Annotated in this window: 16 protein-coding genes; 7 read left to right on the forward strand and 9 right to left on the reverse strand. The window is 72.3% G+C overall.

Annotated elements, in window-relative coordinates; all coding sequences use genetic code 11:
• Positions 1-40: 40 nt before the first annotated feature.
• Positions 41-709, forward strand: a complete 669-nt coding sequence (locus IO20_RS0100950) for a PhzF family phenazine biosynthesis protein (protein WP_030547649.1) — start codon at positions 41-43, stop codon at positions 707-709.
• Here the strand turns inward: IO20_RS0100950 and IO20_RS0100955 are convergent.
• Positions 699-1349 carry a biliverdin-producing heme oxygenase gene (locus tag IO20_RS0100955; protein WP_030547648.1) on the reverse strand — a complete coding sequence of 217 codons (651 nt, stop codon included), beginning with the start codon at positions 1347-1349 and terminating at the stop codon, positions 699-701. The two genes, IO20_RS0100950 and IO20_RS0100955, sit on opposite strands and share 11 nt — an antisense overlap.
• Before the next feature lie 127 nt (positions 1350-1476).
• Complete coding sequence (gene map, locus IO20_RS0100960; RefSeq protein ID WP_030547646.1) at positions 1477-2334, reverse strand: type I methionyl aminopeptidase; 858 nt, start codon at positions 2332-2334, stop codon at positions 1477-1479.
• Positions 2335-2395: 61 nt separating this feature from the next.
• Between map and IO20_RS0100965 the strand changes: the two genes are divergently transcribed.
• On the forward strand, positions 2396-2626 hold the full coding sequence (locus IO20_RS0100965) for a hypothetical protein (RefSeq protein WP_030208099.1): 231 nt from the start codon (positions 2396-2398) through the stop codon (positions 2624-2626).
• Between the two features lie 30 nt (positions 2627-2656).
• Here the strand turns inward: IO20_RS0100965 and IO20_RS0100970 are convergent, their stop codons facing one another.
• Both IO20_RS0100970 and IO20_RS0100975 read right to left on the reverse strand, forming a co-directional pair.
• Entirely contained in the window at positions 2657-3940 is a 1284-nt protein-coding gene (locus tag IO20_RS0100970; RefSeq protein WP_030547644.1) for an MFS transporter, read from the reverse strand.
• Positions 3941-4025: 85 nt separating this feature from the next.
• Complete coding sequence (locus IO20_RS0100975) at positions 4026-4628, reverse strand: hypothetical protein (RefSeq protein ID WP_030547642.1); 603 nt, start codon at positions 4626-4628, stop codon at positions 4026-4028.
• Positions 4629-4925: 297 nt separating this feature from the next.
• Between IO20_RS0100975 and npdG the strand changes: the two genes are divergently transcribed.
• Positions 4926-5624 (forward strand): NADPH-dependent F420 reductase, encoded by a 699-nt coding sequence (gene npdG / locus IO20_RS0100980; RefSeq protein WP_030547640.1) that lies wholly within the window; start codon positions 4926-4928, stop codon positions 5622-5624.
• 77 nt (positions 5625-5701) lie between these two features.
• Positions 5702-5887, forward strand: coding sequence for a hypothetical protein (locus tag IO20_RS0100985; protein WP_030547638.1), 186 nt, complete (start codon positions 5702-5704; stop codon positions 5885-5887).
• 15 nt (positions 5888-5902) lie between these two features.
• Here IO20_RS0100985 and IO20_RS0100990 read toward each other — a convergent pair whose 3' ends face one another.
• On the reverse strand, positions 5903-6697 hold the full coding sequence (locus IO20_RS0100990) for a site-2 protease family protein (protein ID WP_030547637.1): 795 nt from the start codon (positions 6695-6697) through the stop codon (positions 5903-5905).
• Between the two features lie 115 nt (positions 6698-6812).
• On the opposite strand from IO20_RS0100990, the gene IO20_RS36180 reads away from it, so the two are divergent.
• Positions 6813-10298: an AfsR/SARP family transcriptional regulator gene (locus IO20_RS36180; RefSeq protein WP_030547636.1), complete on the forward strand. Its 3486-nt coding sequence runs from the start codon at positions 6813-6815 to the stop codon at positions 10296-10298.
• Positions 10299-10325: 27 nt separating this feature from the next.
• On the opposite strand, the gene IO20_RS0101005 is transcribed toward IO20_RS36180, so the two are convergent.
• The 3 genes from IO20_RS0101005 to panB form a co-directional block, all read right to left on the reverse strand.
• On the reverse strand, positions 10326-11186 hold the full coding sequence (locus IO20_RS0101005) for an ABC transporter permease (protein ID WP_030547635.1): 861 nt from the start codon (positions 11184-11186) through the stop codon (positions 10326-10328).
• On the reverse strand, positions 11183-12175 hold the full coding sequence (locus IO20_RS0101010; protein WP_030547633.1) for an ATP-binding cassette domain-containing protein: 993 nt from the start codon (positions 12173-12175) through the stop codon (positions 11183-11185). The genes IO20_RS0101005 and IO20_RS0101010 overlap by 4 nt, the downstream gene beginning before the upstream one ends.
• A gap of 107 nt (positions 12176-12282) precedes the next feature.
• Positions 12283-13146, reverse strand: coding sequence for a 3-methyl-2-oxobutanoate hydroxymethyltransferase (panB, locus tag IO20_RS0101015; protein WP_030208117.1), 864 nt, complete (start codon positions 13144-13146; stop codon positions 12283-12285).
• Between the two features lie 391 nt (positions 13147-13537).
• Here panB and IO20_RS0101020 point away from each other — a divergent pair, with 391 nt between their 5' ends.
• A complete protein-coding gene (locus tag IO20_RS0101020) occupies positions 13538-14566 on the forward strand; it encodes an endonuclease/exonuclease/phosphatase family protein (RefSeq protein ID WP_030547631.1) in 1029 nt (342 codons plus the stop codon).
• Between the two features lie 131 nt (positions 14567-14697).
• Here the strand turns inward: IO20_RS0101020 and IO20_RS0101025 are convergent, their stop codons facing one another.
• Positions 14698-16461, reverse strand: a complete 1764-nt coding sequence (locus IO20_RS0101025; protein WP_030547629.1) for an NAD+ synthase — start codon at positions 16459-16461, stop codon at positions 14698-14700.
• A 150-nt stretch (positions 16462-16611) separates the two neighbouring features.
• On the opposite strand from IO20_RS0101025, the gene gadC reads away from it, so the two are divergent.
• Positions 16612-18090: a glutamate/gamma-aminobutyrate antiporter GadC gene (gene gadC / locus IO20_RS0101030; RefSeq protein WP_030547627.1), complete on the forward strand. Its 1479-nt coding sequence runs from the start codon at positions 16612-16614 to the stop codon at positions 18088-18090.
• Positions 18091-18100 lie beyond the last annotated feature (10 nt).

Consider the following 18100-nt stretch of genomic DNA (forward strand, 5'->3'; position numbering starts at 1 on the left):
CGGCCCTGCCGCCATGTCGCGGAATGGTTCAATTCCTGCCATGAACACGACCGCCACTGACATCGACGTGCTCCGGGTCTTCTGCGCGGGCGACGGCCGGTACGGCAACGCGCTCGGAGTCGTACGGGACGCCCGTACCCACCCCGACGAGTCCTCCCGGCAGGCGCTCGCCAAGGAGCTCGGATTCAGCGAGACGGTGTTCGTGGACGACCCGGAGCGCGGGATCGTCGACATCTACACCCCCGGCCTGCGGCTGCCGTTCGCCGGACACCCGCTCGTCGGCGCCGCCTGGCTGCTCGACCTGGAGGTCGTGTGCCCGCCCGCCGGCGAGGTGTGGGTGCGCGGCGACGGGGAGTTCACCTGGATCGAGGCGCGCGCGGAGTGGGCGCCGCCGCGGACCCTGCGCCAGTACGGCTCGGCGGCCGAGGTGGACGCCCTCGGCGTGCCCGAGCCCGGCGAGTGGATCTACGCCTGGGCCTGGGAGGAGGAGGCCGCGGGCCGCGTCAGGGCGCGGGCGTTCCCGGGGCGCGGCGACGGCATCGACGAGGACGAGGCGACCGGCGCGGCGGCCCTGCTGCTCACGGCGGAGCTCGGCCGGGCCCTGAACATCACACAGGGCCGGGGGTCGCAGCTGCTCACCGCCCCCGGCCCTGACGGCATCGTGGAGTTGGGCGGACGGGTCCGCCTGGAAGGAACGCTCACGCGCTGAGCGGGAACTCGCCTCCCAGCTGGTGGAAGACGGCGCTGTTGAAGTCGAACGCGCGCTTGCACTCGTCGACGATCCGCTGCTTCTCCAGGTCGTCGGCGTTCACCCCGTCGAGCAGCTCCCGGTACGCCCGCTTGAACGCGGCCGGGTTGGAGATCTCGTCGAAGACGTAGAAGCGGACGCCGTCGCCCTTGCGGTCGAAGCCCCAGGTGCGCTCCGCCTTGTCGCGGATGATCTGACCGCCCGACAGGTCGCCCAGGTAGCGCGTGTAGTGGTGGGCCACGTACCCGGCCGGCCAGTCGCGCGCGCACTCCGCGACCCGCTCCGCGTACGCGGCGGTGGCGGGCAGCGGGGAGAGCCCGGCGCGCCAGCCGGGGCCCCGCAGATGCGCGAGGTCCTGTTCGAGGGAGGCCGTGCGGAACAGCTCGGGCTGTATGAACGGCCCGGCGACCGGGTCCTCGCGCAGCGCCTCCGCACCCTCCTCCAGGGCGCGGTACACGAACCAGAGCTGCTCCGTGTAGCGCGCGTACGCGTCGACCGCCAGACGCCCACCCAGCAGGTCACCCATGAAGGACGACGTCTCCGCCTCGGTGTGCTGCTCGTGCGAAGCCGTACGGATCAGGGTGGAGAAGGGGGTGTCCAAGGCGTGCCTCCGAGACCGATGGAACGGGAACCAGTGACGATCCTGCCAAGTTAGGCTTACCTAAGTCAACTGGTTCCCGACGTCCTGTCGGTAAACGCTACCCATCCGGAGGGGCGGCGCAACGTACTCAGGGCAACGTGAGGATTTCTGTCCCGTTCTCGGTCACGACGAGCGTGTGCTCGAACTGCGCGGTCCGCTTCCGGTCCTTGGTGACCACGGTCCAGCCGTCGTCCCACATGTCGTAGTCGTGCGTGCCGAGCGTCAGCATCGGCTCGATGGTGAAGGTCATGCCGGTCTTGATCTCGGTGGTGTGGTGGGGCGAGTCGTAGTGCGGGACGATCAGGCCCGAGTGGAAGGACGAGTTGATGCCGTGCCCGGTGAAGTCACGGACGACGCCGTACCCGAAGCGCTTGGCGTAGGACTCGATGACCCGCCCGATGATGTTGATCTGACGGCCGGGACGCACCGCCTTGATGGCCCGGTTCAGGGCCTCCCTCGTCCGCTCGACGAGCAGCCGCGACTCCTCGTCGACGTCACCGCAGAGATAGGTGGCGTTGTTGTCGCCGTGGACGCCGTTGATGTAGGCCGTGACGTCCAGGTTCACGATGTCGCCGTCCCGCAGCACCGTGGAGTCCGGGATGCCGTGGCAGATGACCTCGTTGACCGAGGCGCACAGCGACTTCGGGAACCCGCGGTAGCCGAGGGTGGAAGGGTAGGCGCCGTGGTCGCACATGAACTCGTGCGCGACCCGGTCGAGCTCGTCGGTGGTGACACCGGGGGCGATGTGCTTGGCGGCCTCCTCCATCGCCTGCGCGGCGATGCGGCCGGCGATCCGCATCCGCTCGATGGTGTCGGAATCCTGCACCTCGGGCCCGGTGTACGGGGCCGGGGCGGGCTTCCCGACGTACTCGGGGCGACGGATGGAGCCCGGAACGGAACGATGGGGGGAGAGCTCCCCCGGTACGAGAAGCGACTGGCCAGACATGACAGCGAGTCTAACGACCGGGTCTGGGGCAGCATGGTCTCGGAGGAAGGAGCCGACGACGATGGCCCTGTTCAAGAAGCGCACCGTGGGCAAACCGGGCGAGTGGTACTACTGCCTGGAACACAAGAAGGTCGAAGAGGGACCCGAGTGTCCTGCGAAGAACCGTTTCGGCCCGTACACCACCCGTGAGGAGGCATCGCACGCCATGGAGACCGCCCGCGAGCGGAACCTGGAGTGGGAGACCGACCCGCGCTGGCACGACAGCGGCCGGACGCAGGAGCCGCCCGACTAGGAGAGCGACCGGCCAGGAGCCGCCCGGCCCCTACCGGGCGGCCTCCTGCTGGGCCTTGCGGCGCAGGGAGTCCTCGTCCGTCTCCGAGTCGTACGTGAGCAGCTTCGGCAGCGCCAGACACAGCAGACCCACCGAGGCGACACAGGCCACACCACCCGTCCAGACCGCCGCCCGGGTGCCGGTCCAGCCGGCCATCGCGCCCGCCCTGACCTGGCCCAGCTGCGGGCCGACGCTGTACGAGAGCACCTCGATGCCGGCGAGCCGGCCGCGCAGCTCCTCGGGGATCGTCTGGTTCCAGATCGTGGCGCGGCCGAGCCCGCTCAGCATGTCGCCGGCCCCCGCGAAGGCCAGACAGAGCAGGACCAGCCAGATGTTCCCGAACCAGCCCGCCGCCGCGATGGCGAGTCCCCAGCCCGCCGCGCCGCCGACGACGAGCAGCCCGTGCCGCCGCACCTTCGACGTCCAGCCGCTGGTCAGCCCGATCACCAGGGAGCCGACCGAGCCCGCCGCGTACATCAGGCCGAGCGACCAGTCCGCGTCCAGCTCGTCCGCGAGGAACGGGAAGATCGTGTTCGGGAAGGCGAAGAACATCGCCGCCAGGTCGATCGCGTACGTGCCGAGCAGCACCGGCCGCGACCAGGCGTACCGCGCCCCCTCCGCGATGCCCCGCAGCGAGGGCTTCTCCGCGTCGTGCGCGGGAGGTGCGGGGGAGAGACGGCGGCACAGCAGCACCGAGGCGGCGAAACCGGTGATCGTCACCCCGTACGCGGGCGCGTGACCCGCGTACGCCACGACCAGACCCGCCAGGGCCGGGCCCGCGATCGAGCCGATCTGCCAGCGCAGCGAGTTCAGCGCGGCCGCCGCCGTCTGCTGCTCGTGCGGCACGATCCGGGCCAGCAGCGAGTCCAGGGCGGGCCGCTGGAGCCCCGCGAGCGCCGAGACCCCGGCCGCGACCACGTACAGCGGCCAGAGCAGCGGCTCCGGGAGCAGCGCGTTGACCAGCAGGATCAGGCCGAGGACTCCGAGGCCCGCCTCGGTCGCGAGGATCACCTTCCGCCGGTCGACGGCGTCGGCGAGCGCCCCGCCGTACAGGCCGAACACCACGAGCGGCACCAGCTCGACCGCGCCCATCGCGCCGACGGCGAGCGGCGAACCCGTCATCTCCTTGATCTGCAGCGGCAGCGCGATCATCGCCATCGCGCTGCTGAAGTACGTGACGAGTCCCTGGACCCAGAGGAGCCGGAAGTCGGGGGAGGAGCGCCACGGCGCCAGATCGGGCAGCAGGGCGGAGATCTTCGCGAGGGGGGAGGTCACGAGGGGCCATGCTGCGGTGGGAAGGTGCCGCGGGCAACCGAATTACCGGGCGGGCGGCCTCCGGGTGCCGTGCCCTGGGTCGCGCCTACCAGCGGGACGGCGGCGGGGCCGTCAGCCGGTCCGCGAGAGCCGAGAGGCGGTCCCGGAAGCGGCGGGCCCCGCGCGGCGACGGCGGGCTGTTCTCCCCGGCCGCCGCGCTCACCAGGTGCTGCACCGTGTCCAGGTCCACGCCCGCCCCCTCCGACACGGTGAGCGTCTCGTGCGCGAGCCCCCGTACCTCCTCGTCGCCCCCGTCGAGCGACAGGACCGTCGCCCCCGCCCGCCGGGCGTCGTGCACCCGCTGGAGCAGCCCCGCGTCCGGCCGTTCCGGCGCCACCATGAGCAGGGTCGCCCCGCGCCCCGCCGCCTCGATCCGGCCCAGGCCGACCGCCAGATGCGCCGGATCACCGGGCCGCACCCGGTGCCGCACAAGCGTCGGCGCCAGCTCGGGCAGCCCCGACCAGGCGGACTCGTCGACCAGGTGCGCCGCCAGGTGCCAGGGCTCGTACTCCTCCGTGCCGACCAGGAGCAGCCCGTCCCGGTGCGGGACGAGCGAGGACCGGAGCGTGCCCGCGAACCGGCGGGCCGCCCGCGGCCACTCCGTCCCGGCGAGCACTTCCCGCAGCAACGCGACCCGTACGGCATCCATGGGCCCGCATCCTGCACCAGACGGCGGCCCGGCGGCGGCCGGTTGTGACGGTTCCACTCATACGGGAGCGCCCAGGGGGTGTCTTGTCGGCCAGGCCGGGCTCGCGGCGTCTGGTGCCGCGCCTCGCCGCGTTGTCGTCGGTTGCCGTGGCTCCGCCCCGGCGCCCTCCTCCGCCTCGCGAGGCGTCCCCTGGGCCCTGCGGGCGTGGGGAGACCCCATGCGCCAGACGCCGCTCCCGGATCCGGCCTGACCGACAAGACACCCCCGACACCCCGACCGGTCGGTAATGTCGGGGCCATGACTACGACTGACAGCAAGCCCGCCCCCAAGGACCCGTGGGACCTCCCCGACGTCTCCGGCCTCGTCGTCGGCGTCCTCGGCGGCACCGGCGAGCAGGGCCGCGGCCTCGCCTACCGCCTCGCCAAGGCCGGCCAGCAGGTGATCATCGGCTCCCGCGCCGCCGATCGCGCGCAGGAGGTGGCCGCCGGGATCGGCCACGGCGTCGAGGGCGCCGACAACGCCGAGTGCGCCCGCCGCAGCGACATCGTGATCGTCGCCGTGCCGTGGGACGGTCACGCCAAGACCCTGGAGTCGCTGCGCGAAGAACTCGCGGGCAAGCTCGTCGTCGACTGCGTCAACCCGCTCGGCTTCGACAAGAAGGGCGCCTACGCGCTCAAGCCGGAAGAGGGCTCCGCCGCCGAGCAGGCCGCCGCGCTCCTCCCGGACTCCCGGGTCGCCGCCGCCTTCCACCACCTTTCGGCCGTCCTCCTCCAGGACACCTCCCTGGAGGAGATCGACACCGACGTGATGGTCCTCGGCGAGGAGCGCGCCGACGTCGAGCTGGTGCAGGCCCTCGCCGGCCGCATCCCCGGCATGCGCGGCGTCTTCGCCGGCCGCCTGCGCAACGCCCACCAGGTCGAGTCGCTCGTCGCCAACCTGATCTCGGTCAACCGCCGCTACAAGGCACACGCGGGGCTGCGGGTCACCGACATCTGAGCCGGTCCCGGCGGAGCGGAGGGCATGGGGGACACTGGACGGGCACCAGCAGCCGTACCGGACAGGAGCCGACCCCCATGCCCCGCCTCGCCCTCTACTCCCTCGTGGTCTGCGCGCTGGCCGTCACCGCGGCCGTCGTCTCCTTCGTCGAGGGCAGCTTCCTCGGCGTCGTCTGGATCCTGCTCGCCGGCCTCTCCTCCAACATGGCCTGGTACTACATCCGCCGCGCCAAGATCGAGAAGACGGCCGCCGCCGAGGGCTAGACCCCGCCGTCAGGGTCAGACCTGGCAGAGCTCCGGCGTCTCCTGCCAGAACCGGAACAGCTGCGAACCGCAGTACCGGGTGGCCTCCGGCACCCCGAGCGACCGCATCAGCGCGTCGATCGCGTCGAAGAAGGCCGCGTTGACCGCCGGGACGAACAGCAGCGCGATCACGATGAAGAAACCGTACGGCGCGTACGGCTCGACCTGGCGCTTCACCTTGTACGAGAGCCACGGCTCCACCACCCCGTAGCCGTCGAGCCCCGGCACCGGCAGCAGGTTCAGGAGCGCCGCGGTCACCTGGAGGAACGCCAGGAAGGCCAGCGCGAACTGGAACGTGAGCGGCACCCCGTCCAGGGCGCCGAGCCAGAACGGGGCCGTGCAGACCAGGGCGAACAGCACGTTCGCCAGCGGGCCCGCCGCCGAGATCAGGCTGTGCTTCCAGCGGCCCCTGATCCGGCCCTGCTCGATGAAGACCGCGCCGCCCGGCAGACCGATCCCGCCCATGATCACGAACAGCACCGGAAGCACGATGCTCAGGAGCGCATGGGTGTACGCGAGCGGGTTCAGGGTCAGATAGCCCTTCGCCCCGACCGTGATGTCCCCGCCGTGCAGGGCCGTACGGGCGTGGGCGTACTCGTGCAGACAGAGCGACACGACCCACGCCGAGGTCACGAAGAGGAACACCGCCAGGCCGGGCGAGGCGGCGAAGTCCGTCCACGCCGCCCAGCCGGTGACGGCCATGACGGCGAGGATCGCCAGGAAGACGGGACTGATCCGCCGTTCGTGACGCCGGGTGGTGGCCGTGGTCATCTCGGAAGCTCCCAGGGGACGGAGGGGGCCCGACACACGGGCCCGATGTGCGGGAAACGTACCGGGAGACGGGGCGAGTTCCGGAGTCGGGGACCCACTCACGGAGAATGGGCCCGTGCACTACTCCGTCCTCGGCCCGACCCTCGCCCATGCCGCCGACGGCACCGACGTGGCCGTCGGCGGCCCGCGGGTCCGCGCGCTGCTCACCGTCCTCGCCCTGCGCGCGGGCCGGACCGTGCCCGTGACGGAGCTCGTCGACGAGGTGTGGCACGGCGACGAGCCGCCCGCCGACGCGGTCGCCGCGCTCCAGGCCCTCGTCGGACGCCTCCGCAAGGCGCTCGGCCGGGACCGCGTGATCTCCGCCGACGGCGGCTACCGACTCGACGCCCGGCCCGAGGACGTGGACGCCCACCGCTTCGAACGCCTCACCGTCGAGGGCGTGGCCGCGCTCGGCACCGACCCCGCGCGGGCCGCCGCCCTCCTCGACGAGGGCCTCGCCCTGTGGCGCGGGCCCGCCCTCGCCGACCTGCCGGACCGGGACGCGGAGGCCGCGCGCCGGGAGGCCCGGCGCCTCGACGCCCGCCGGGCCAGACTCGACGCGGCCCTCGCCCTCGGAGAGGCACGGGCGGCCCTGCCCGAGCTGACCGCCCTGTGCGCGGCCCACCCCCTCGACGAGCCCCTCCAGGCCCTGCGGATCCGTGCCCTGCGGGACACCGGGCGCCCGGCCGAGGCCCTCGCCGCGTACGAGGCGGTGCGCCGCGCCTTCGCCACCCGCCTGGGCACGGACCCGTCGCCGGCCCTGCGCGCCCTCCACGCGGAGCTCCTCACCCCGGACCCGACGTCACCCCGCCCCGGACGGAGCCCGGGTCCCTCACCGTTGCCCGCGCCCCCGGCCCCCGTCCCCGGGAACCTGCGGGCCCGGCTCACCAGCTTCGTCGGGCGCGACGAGGAGATCGTCGCGCTCCGGGAGGACCTCCGTACGGCCCGGCTCGTCACCCTGCTCGGACCCGGCGGGGCCGGGAAGACCCGCCTCTCGCAGGAGGCCGCCGAGCGCGGGGCCGAGGCCTGGCCGGACGGGGTCTGGGTCGCCGAACTCGCGCCCGTCACCGACCCGGAGGCCGTCGCAGAGGCCGTCCTCGCGGCCGTCGGTGCCCGCGAGACGGTGCTGCGCGGCGCGGGAGCCGAGGAACTCCGGGCCGGCGGCGACCCGCTGTCCCGGCTCGTCGAGCACTGCGCGGGGCGCCGCATGCTGCTGCTCCTCGACAACTGCGAGCACCTCGTGGCGAGCGCCGCCGCACTCGCCGAGACGCTGCTCGCCCGCTGCCCCGGACTGCGGGTCCTGGCGACGAGCCGGGAACCCCTCGGGGTGCCGGGGGAGAGGGTCCGGCCGGTGGGACCGCTGCGCACGGAGACGGCCCTGCGCCTGCTCGGCGAGCGCGGCGCGGCGGTCCGGCCCGGGTTCCGCGTCGAGGAGGACCCGGAGGCGGCGGCCGAGATCGTGCGCCGCCTGGACGGGCTGCCCCTGGCGATCGAGCTGGCGGCGGCCCGGCTGCGGATGCTGACCCTGCGCCAGATCGCGGAACGGCTCGACGACCGCTTCCGGCTGCTCACCTCGGGAGCGCGGACGGTACTGCCCCGCCAGCAGACCCTGCGGGCGGTCGTCGACTGGTCCTGGGACCTTCTGGACGACGCCGAACGGGCCGTGCTGCGCCGCCTCTCGGTGTTCACCGGCGGCAGCGACCTGGAGGCGGCGGAGGCGGTGTGCGCCGAAGCCACCGAGGAAGCGACCACCGCCGGGCCGACCACCGCCGGAGCGGCCACGGCCGGAGCGACCACGGCCGGGGCGACCACCGCGGGAGCGGCCACGGCCGGGGCGACCACCGCCGGGCCGACCACCGCCGGAGCGGCCGGACCCGGCGGAGCGATCGGGCCCGCCGCCCTCCGGCCCTCCGACGTCCTCGACCTCCTCGGCTCCCTCGTCGACAAGTCCCTCGTCGTCTCCGCCCCCGGCGACGACGGCATGCGCTACCGGCTCCTGGAGACCGTCGCCGAGTACGCGGGGGAGCGGCTCGACGAGGCCGGGGAGCGGGCCGCGACCGAGCGGCGGCACCTCACGTACTACCGGGAACTGGCCCGCCTCACCGACCCCGAGCTGCGCGGCTCCGGCCAGGTCGCGGCCATCGCCCGCTTCGGGACCGAGTACGGCAACATCCGCACCGCCCTGCGCCGGGCCCTCCGCGCCCGCGACGAGGACGAGGCGCTCGTCCTCGTCCACTCCCTGCTCTGGTACTGGCAGATGCGCGACCTGCGCACCGACGCCCTGTACTGGTCGAAGGCCGCCGCCGCCCTCGGACCCGACCCGTTCGCACCGCCCGCCGCCCCCGTCGTCCCCCTGCACGAGCCGTGCACGGCCGCGCCGCCGCCGCTCTCCGAGGCGCAGCGCTGGGAGGCCCGGCGCGGGGTGCGGCTCGTCGAGCTGATCAACATGGACCACGAGACCGGCCCCTGGACCACCCCGGAGGGCGTGCGGCGGCTCCGGGAGATGACCGCCGTCTACGAGCCCGGCCTGCCGCAGACCTGCCGGCTGCCCGGCTCCTTCGCCGTCTTCGCGGTCCTCCTCACCGGCGAGGCGGGCCGGCTGATCGAGCTTCTCGACACGACCGTCGAGGCCTGCCGCCGCCACGGCTACGCGTGGGAACTGGCCAACGCCCTCCAGCTGCGGGCCAACATGTTCGCCAACCGGGCCGACCTGGCCGTCGAGGCGACGGCGGACGCCGACGAGAGCCTGGAGATCTTCGTCCGACTCGGCGACGCCTGGGGCGCGGCGGAGGCACTCCAGTCCCGTGCGGAGGCCCGGGAGCGACGGCTCGAATTCGAGGGCGCGGCCGAGGACTTCGCCGCCGCGATCGGCTACGCGGAGCAGATCGGCGCCCAGTCGCAGATGGCCCTGCTGCGCGCCCGCTACGCCGGAATCCTCGTCGAGACAGGGCAGGTCGACGAGGGGGAGGCGATCCTGCGGGAGATCGTCGCCGGACGGTACGGCTCGGGCCATGAACCCCTGGTCGGCGGCAGGCTCTTCCTCGGCATGACGCTCGGCCGCACCGGCCGCACCGCCGAGGCCCGGGAGCAGTTCGACGCGCTGCGGAAGGAGTTCCACTCCGAGACCCTCTCGCTCTTCGAGGGCTTCACGCTCGGTAGCCTGGGCTGGCTGGACAACCTCGACGGACGGTACGACTCCGGGCTCGCCCTCGCCGCGGAGGCGTACGAGTGCTCCCTCGGCGCGCTGTCGATGATGGTCGCCCCGGCGATGCCGTCGAACCATCTCGTGGTGGCGGCCTGGGCGCTCGCGGGTCTCGGCGGGCCGGACGCGCGGACCGGGGCCGTGCTCCTCGGAGCCAGGGAGGGGCTGCTGCCGCCGGGGCACCGGGTGGCGCCGATGGAGCGGGAGAACCTGGAGCGGGCGACGGAGCTGGCCCGGTCCGCTCTCGGCGAGGACGCGTTCGCGGCGGCGTACGCCGAAGGCGGCGGCCTCTCCCTGGAGGAGGCCGCCGCCCTGCTCGGTCGCGCCGCCGACGCGATCAGTGAGCGCGCCGAGTCCTGAACCCCCGTGGGGAATCCCGTACCGGACTCAGGTCTTCTTGCGGAACTTGGTCACGGCGAGCGGCGCCGTGACGGCCGTGATGACCAGGGCCCAGCCGAGGGTCATCCACACGGAGTGGGCGACCGGACCGCCGTTGATCAGGTTGCGGGCGGCGTCGGCGAGGTTCGACAGCGGGTTGTAGTCGGTGAAGGCCTTCAGCCAGTCGGGCATCGACGTCGGCGGGGCGAAGATCGACGAACCGAACTGCAGCGGCATCAGGACGATCATCGCCATGCCCTGGACGGCCTGGGCGGTCTTCAGGGTCAGGCCGAGCAGGATGAAGATCCACATCAGCGAGGCGCCGAAGACCATCGAGAGACCGATCGCGGCGAAGAGGTGGAGGACCGAGGTGTGGATCTCCAGGCCGAGCAGGAAGCCCATGCCGAGGAGGATCGCGGTGGCGATCAGCATCCGGCCGACCTCGACGACGATCTTCGCGATGAGGACGGAGGACCGGGCGATCGGCATCGTCCGGAACCGGTCCATGACCCCCTTCTTGAAGTCGTCGTTGATGCCCACGCCGACGGCCATGGCGATGTTCATGCCCATCATCGCCATCAGGCCCGGCGTCACGTAGTTGACGTACACCTCGTTGTTGCCCTTGCCGGCGATGGCGCCGCCGAACACGTACACGAACAGCAGGATGAAGATGATCGGCATCAGGACGGCGTCGAACATCGACTCCGGGTCCTGCTTGATCTGCAGGGCGTTGCGCCGGGCGAGGGCGCCGATGTGGCGCAGGTTGCCCCGCAGGCCGATCCGGCCCTCGGCGACGGGCGCGCGCCGCGCCGGGGCGCGGCCCGGGCCGCCGGTCTCGGCGGGGGACTTGGTGACCGTGGTCGTGCTCACGCGGCGACCTCCTCGGTGATCTCGTCGGAAACGGCGGTCTTCTGGCCGGTGATCGCCAGGAACACCTCGTCCAGGCTGGGCAGATGGGTGCCGATGTGGGCGATGCCGAAACCGCGCGCGCCGAACAGGGCCACCACGGCCGTCAGCTGCTGGTCGGTGAGGATCGGGACGTACAGCGCGCCCTCGTCGGGCACCACGGTCGCCCCGGCGACGCCGTCGAGCCCGGTCTCGCGGAGCGCCGCGGCCATCGCCGACAACTGGTCCGGGTCCACCGGGCGGACCTTCAGGGTCCGGCCGCCGACCTTGGCCTTCAGCTCGTCGACGCCGCCCTTGGCGATGACCTTGCCCCGGTCGATGACGGTCAGCTCGCTCGCGAGCTGCTCCGCCTCCTCCATGTACTGGGTGGTGAGGAGGACCGTGACGCCCTCGGAGACCATCCGCTGGACCTCGTCCCACACCTCGTTGCGGGTGCGGGGGTCGAGGCCGGTGGTCGGCTCGTCCAGGTAGAGGACCGCCGGCTGCCCGATCATCGAGGCGGCGAGGTCGAGGCGCCGCCGCATGCCGCCGGAGTAGTTCATCGCGGGCCGCTTGGCGGCCTCGGTGAGGGAGAAGCGCTCCAGCATCTCGTCGGCCCGGCGGCGGGCGTCGGCGCGGGAGAGGTCGAGCAGCCGCCCGATCATGTACAGGTTCTCCCAGCCGGACAGCTTCTCGTCGACCGAGGCGTACTGACCGGTGAGGCCTATGGTGCGGCGCAGCTGGCGGGGGTGCTTCACCACGTCGTACCCGGCGACGGTGGCGGTCCCGGCGTCCGGCACGAGGAGGGTGGAAAGACAGCGGACGAGGGTGGTCTTCCCCGCGCCGTTGGGCCCGAGCACCCCGAGGACCGTGCCCTCCCTCACGTCGAGGTCGACCCCGTCGAGGGCCTTGGTGGCGCCGAAGTGCTTCACGAGGCCCCGGACCTCGACGGCGTTGGTGTGTGATCGCGTCATGCCCCCCACTACACCAGGCGCCACCGACAATCCCCCGACAGACGACCTACAGCCCGCCGATGGGGGATGTCGGCGGGCTGCAGGCCTCTTGGTGGAACCGCGGTGGACTAGTGGAAGGTGTGCTCCTCGGCGGGGAACGACCCGCCGCTGACGTCCTCCGCGAAGGCGCGCGCGGCGTCGCCGAGCGTCGCGCGGAGGTCGGCGTACTGCTTGGTGAAGCGCGGCACCTTGCCGCCGGTGAGACCGGCCATGTCGGTCCAGACGAGGACCTGGGCGTCGGTGCCGGCGCCCGCGCCGATGCCGATGGTCGGGATGTGCAGCGAGCGGGTGACCTCGGCGGCCAGCTCGGCCGGTACGAGTTCCAGGACGACCGCGAACGCGCCCGCGTCCTGCGCCGCCTTCGCGTCACGGAGCAGCTTGTGCGCGGCCTCGTCGGAGCGGCCCTGCACCCGGTAGCCCATGGTGTTGACGGACTGCGGGGTGAGGCCCAGGTGGGACATGACGGGAATGCCGGCCTGCACGAGCAGCTCGGTCTGCGGCAGCGAGCGCTCGCCGCCCTCCAGCTTGATCGCGCCGACACCCGCGTCCTTCACCAGCCGGGTGGCGTTGCGCAGGGCCTGGACGGGCCCCTCCTGGTACGAGCCGAAGGGCAGGTCGCCGACGACGAGGGCGCGCTTGGTGCCCCGGACGACGGCGGCGGAGAGGATCGTCATCTCGTCCATCGTGACCGGCACGGTGGTCTCGTAGCCGAGGTGACAGTTGCCCATGGAGTCGCCGACGAGGATCACCGGGATGCCGGCCTCGTCGAAGACGGAGGCGGTCATCGCGTCGTAGGCGGTGAGCATGGGCCACTTCTCGCCGCGGGTCTTGGCGGCGGCGATGTCGTGGACGGTGATGCGGCGCGTGCCCTTGCCGCCGTACAGCGCCTTGCTGCTGTCGGCGGGCGTCTTCTGGGCAGGCTGAAGCGTCATGGTGAAGCTCCTTGTGTCATCTCGAGGCGCCCTGACGGCGTCCCCGGACCACATCCATGGTGGCACTTCGCCGGGCGGGCGGGGAAGTGGGCCGGAGTGGCGCTGTTCACACCGGTGTGGCGCGCCCCTCCTGGAAGCCCCCCATCCCCCTGGAAGCCCCCCATCCCCCGGGCGCGACCCGCGCGACCGGCCGGGACCCGGTCAGGACCCGGCCCGGACCCGGTCCGGACCCGTACGAATGTGCGCGTTCTGTCACAGGTCCGCCGCCCGTGCCACCTGCAGGAACCCGCCACGCACCAGTGTCGTCCCTGGGGGAGTACGACGGACCCGGGATCGCCTAGTGTCGACATCGGGTCACGCGAGACGGCAAGGCAGCAGTGAGGACAGGGCGATGGCGCGGGTGGACATGACGGAGACCGGGCACGGTGGTGCCGGAGACGAGCGCCACGGTTCCGGGTCCAGGTTCAGGAGCGCACTCGCGGGCCTCCGCCACGACCGGGGCATCTGGCGCCGGGGCGTCCTGGTCGCCGCGGCGGCCGTGGCGCTCACGCTCCTGATGGTCTTCCACGCCGAGATCCCCAACCGGATCGGCAACCTCGGCAGCCTGACCGAGACCTTCCTGCCCTGGCTCGGCCTCTTCGTGCCGCTCCTGCTGGTCCTCGCCCTGCTGCGGCGCTCCGCCACCGCCCTGATCGCCGTGCTGTTGCCCGCCGTGGTGTGGCTCAACCTCTTCGGCGGGCTCGTCGCCGACAAGTCGGCCGCCGGCGGTGACCTGACCGTCGCCACCCACAACGTGAACGCCGACAACCCCGACCCCGAGGGCACGGCCCGCCAGCTCGCCGCGTCCGGGGCCGACGTGCTCGCCCTGGAGGAACTGAAGGGCGACGTCGTCCCGGCCTACGAACGAGGCCTGGCGGAGGCGTACCCGCACCACTCCGTCCAGGGCACGGTCGGCCTGTGGAGCAAGCTGCCCCTGCGGGACGCCCGGCCGGTCGACATCCGGCTGGGCTGGACCCGCGCCATGCGGGCCACCGTCGTCGCCCCCCAGGGCGAGGTGGCCGTGTACGTCGCCCACCTGCCGTCCGTGCGGGTCAAGCTGAACGCCGGCTTCACCGCCAGCCAGCGCGACGTCAGCGCCGACGCCCTCGGCGAGGCCATCGCCCGCGACCGGCACGAGCGGCTCGTCCTCCTCGGCGACCTCAACGGCACCATGAACGACCGCGCGCTCAACGCCGTCACCTCGCAGCTCCGCTCCACCCAGGGCGCGGCAGGCGACGGCTTCGGGTTCAGCTGGCCGGCGTCCTTCCCGATGGCCCGGATCGACCAGATCATGGTCAAGAACGTCGAGCCGATGTCGTCCTGGGCCCTCCCGGAGACGAAGAGCGACCACCTCCCCGTCGCCGCCCGCGTGAAGCTCTGACGAAGCCCTGAGACGTACGTCGCCGACGGCTCAGGCGAGCGTCGGACAGTCCGTGTAGCCCGCCTCGCCGCCCGAGGCCGCCGCCGGTACGGCCGGCTGACCCGGCCGTACCGGCCGCCTCGACCGTCCCGTCAGCGTGCCGTCGGCGTCTCCCGCCAGCGGTTCGTGATCGGCAGGCGCCGGTCCTTGCCGAAGCCCTTCGCCGAGATCTTGGTGCCCGGCGGGTACTGCCGCCGCTTGTACTCCGCCGTGTCCACCATCCGCAGCGTCCGCGTCACCAGCTCCTCGTCGAACCCGGCGGCCACGATCGCGTCCCTGCCCTGGTCCTGGTCCACGTAGAGCGCGAGGATCGCGTCCAGGACGTCGTAGTCCGGCAGCGAGTCCGTGTCGACCTGGCCGGGGCGCAGCTCCGCGCTGGGCGGCTTGGTGATCGAGCTCTCCGGGATCGGCGGGACCTGCCCGCGCTCCTCGGCGGCCCGGTTCCGCCAGCGCGCCAGCCGGAACACGGTCGACTTGTAGACGTCCTTGATGGGGCCGAACGCGCCGACGGAGTCGCCGTACAGCGTCGAATAGCCCACCGCGAGCTCGGACTTGTTGCCCGGCGCGAGGACGATGTGGCCCTCCTGGTTGGAGATCGCCATCAGCGTCGTGCCGCGCAGCCGCGACTGGAGGTTCTCCTCCGCGAGGCCGGTGAGACCGAGCGCGCCCATGTACGCGTCGAACATCGGCTCGATCGACACCGTGCGGTAGTTGAGCCCGGTGCGGCGGGCCAGTTCGGCCGCGTCGCCGCGCGAGTGGTCGGAGGAGTACTTCGAGGGCATCGACACCCCGTACACGTTCGCCGCCCCGAGCGCGTCGCAGGCGATGGCCGCGACGAGCGCCGAGTCGATGCCGCCGGAGAGCCCGACGAGAACCGAGCGGAACCCGTTCTTCGCGACGTACGCGCGCACCCCGATCACCAGGGCGGAGTACACCTCCTCGTCGTCGTCGAGCCGGTGCGCGTAGCCGCCCGTCAGCTCCGGCTCGTACGCCGGCAGCGGCTCCTCGGAGAGCACCACGCGGTCGATCCGCAGTCCGTCGTGCACCAGGCCCTCGGGCGCGTCGGCCGCGGCCGACGGCAGGTCCAGGTCGAGGACGACGCTGCCCTCGACGAACTGCGGCGCCCGCGCGATCACTTCGCCGTCCGCGTCGACCACGATCGAGTCGCCGTCGAAGACCAGCTCGTCCTGACCGCCCGTCATCGCCAGGTAGGCCGTGACGCATCCGGCCTCCTGCGCCCGCTTGCGGACCAGTTCCAGCCGGGTGTCGTCCTTGTCCCGCTCGTACGGCGAGGCGTTGACGGACAGGAGCAGCCCGGCCCCCGCGCTGCGCGCCGCAGGCACCCGGCCGCCCTCCTGCCACAGGTCCTCGCAGATCGCGAGCGCCACGTCGATCCCGTGGACGCGGACGACGGGCATGGTGTCGCCCTGGACGAAGTAGCGGTACTCGTCGAAGACGCCGTAGTTCGGCAGGTGGTGCTTGGCGAAGCGCAGCACCACCTCGCCGCGGTGCAGCACGGCGGCGGCGTTCTCGGGAGACCCCGCGGGCCTGCCGAGCCTCGGCTCGGCCCGCTCGGAGCGGTCCAGGTAGCCGACGACGACCGGCACCTCGCCGAAGCCCTCGTCGGCGAGCCGGCGGGCGAGACCGCGCAGGGCCGCGCGGGACGCCTCTACGAAGGAGGAGCGCAGGGCGAGGTCCTCGACGGGGTATCCGGTCAGCGCCATCTCGGGGAACGCGACGAGATGCGCGCCCTGTCCGGCGGCGTGCCGGGTCCAGTGCACGATCGCCTCGGTGTTTCCGGCGATGTCTCCGACGGTCGAGTCGATCTGATTCAGGGCGAGGCGTAGTTGAGGCACCCGGCCAGTCTAATCGTCAGACCGACGTTATGTCCTGGGATACGGGCGCCGAGTCCCGGATCTCCGCCAGGGACCTCCGCCACGGAGGGCGGGCGCGGACTCCTGGATCTTCGACATGCGGGGCGGCCGTGCCCCGCTGATCATGTCCCCATGACGACCACTGACGATCCGGCAGAGTCGGCACGCCCCACCGGGACCGACACGGCGGTCCTGCGGGACGACGGCACCAAGAGGCAGTTCATCTCCTGGCTGACGCTGGCCTTCATGACCACCGCGTCGGTCGCCAGCCTGCGGCCCTCGCCGTCCATGGCCATCTACGGCCTCGCCGCGATCTTCCTCTACCTGCTGCCCGCCCTCGTCTTCCTGCTCCCGACCGCCCTCGTCGGCGCCGAACTGGCCTCCGGCTGGAACGGCGGCATCTACCGGTGGGTGAGCGAGGCCCTCGGCAAGCCGCTCGGCTTCCTCGCGGTCTGGTGCCAGTTCGCCATGACCATCGCGTACTACCCGAGCCTCCTCGCGTACGTCGCCTCGACCTTCGCGTACGTCATCGACCCCTCCCTCGCCGAGAACGGCGTCTACGTCGCGATCGTCATCGTCGTCGTCTACTGGTCCGGGGTCTGGATCTCCGCGCGCGGTACGAAGACGATCGCCGGCCTCTCCTCCTTCGGCCTGATCATCGGCACCCTCATCCCCGGCGTGCTCCTGGTCGCCCTCGGCATCGTCTTCCTCGCCCAGGGCAACCCCTCCGCGCAGCCCATGAGCGCCGACCACTGGCTCCCCCCGTGGACCGGCCTCGCGAGCCTCGTCCTCATCGTCAACAACTTCCTGTCCTACGCGGGCATGGAGATGAACGGCGTCCACGTCTCCTCGCTGCGCGACCCGAAGCGCGAGTACCCGAAGTCGATGTTCCTCGCGACCGGCCTCGTCCTGCTGATCTTCATCCTTCCGGCCCTGGCCATCGCCTGGGTGATGCCGTCCTCGCAGCTCAGCCTCACCGCCGGGCTGATGCAGGCCTTCCAGGCCTTCTTCGACCACTTCTCCATCGGCTGGATGACCAAGGTCGTCGGCATCATGCTGGTGTGCGCCGCCCTCGGCGGCATGCTCACCTGGCTGGCGGGACCCGCGAAGGGCCTCGTGCTGCTCTCGCGGCAGGAGGGCTATCTGCCGCCCTCGCTGCAGAAGTTCAACAAGGACGGCGCCCCGCAGAACATCATGATCGCTCAGGGTGTCGTCACCACCCTGATCGGCGTCCTCTACGCCTTCAGCGACGACGTCTCCAGCGCGTACTGGATGTTCTCCGTCATCACCGTGCAGATCTACCTGATCGCGTACCTGCTGATGTTCGTGGCCGTCGTCAAGCTCCGCAGGACCCAGCCGGACGTCGAACGAGGCTTCCGCGTCCCCGCCGTCGCATGGGTCGCGGGCGTCGGCTTCGTCGCCTCGGTCGCCGCGCTCGTCATCGGCTTCGTCCCGCCGGACCAGTTCGGCGACCAGCCGCTCTGGCGCTATCTGCTGATCGTCGGCGGCGGACTGCTGCTCCTCGGCGTCGCCATTCCGGCCGCGCTCCTGAAGTACCGCAAACCCAGCTGGATCCATCCCGACCACCGGCAACCCTCCGAGACGCCGTAGCGTCTGATCC

Origin of the sequence: Streptomyces exfoliatus (genome assembly GCF_000725545.1) — a bacterium.
Lineage (GTDB): Bacteria > Actinomycetota > Actinomycetes > Streptomycetales > Streptomycetaceae > Streptomyces > Streptomyces exfoliatus.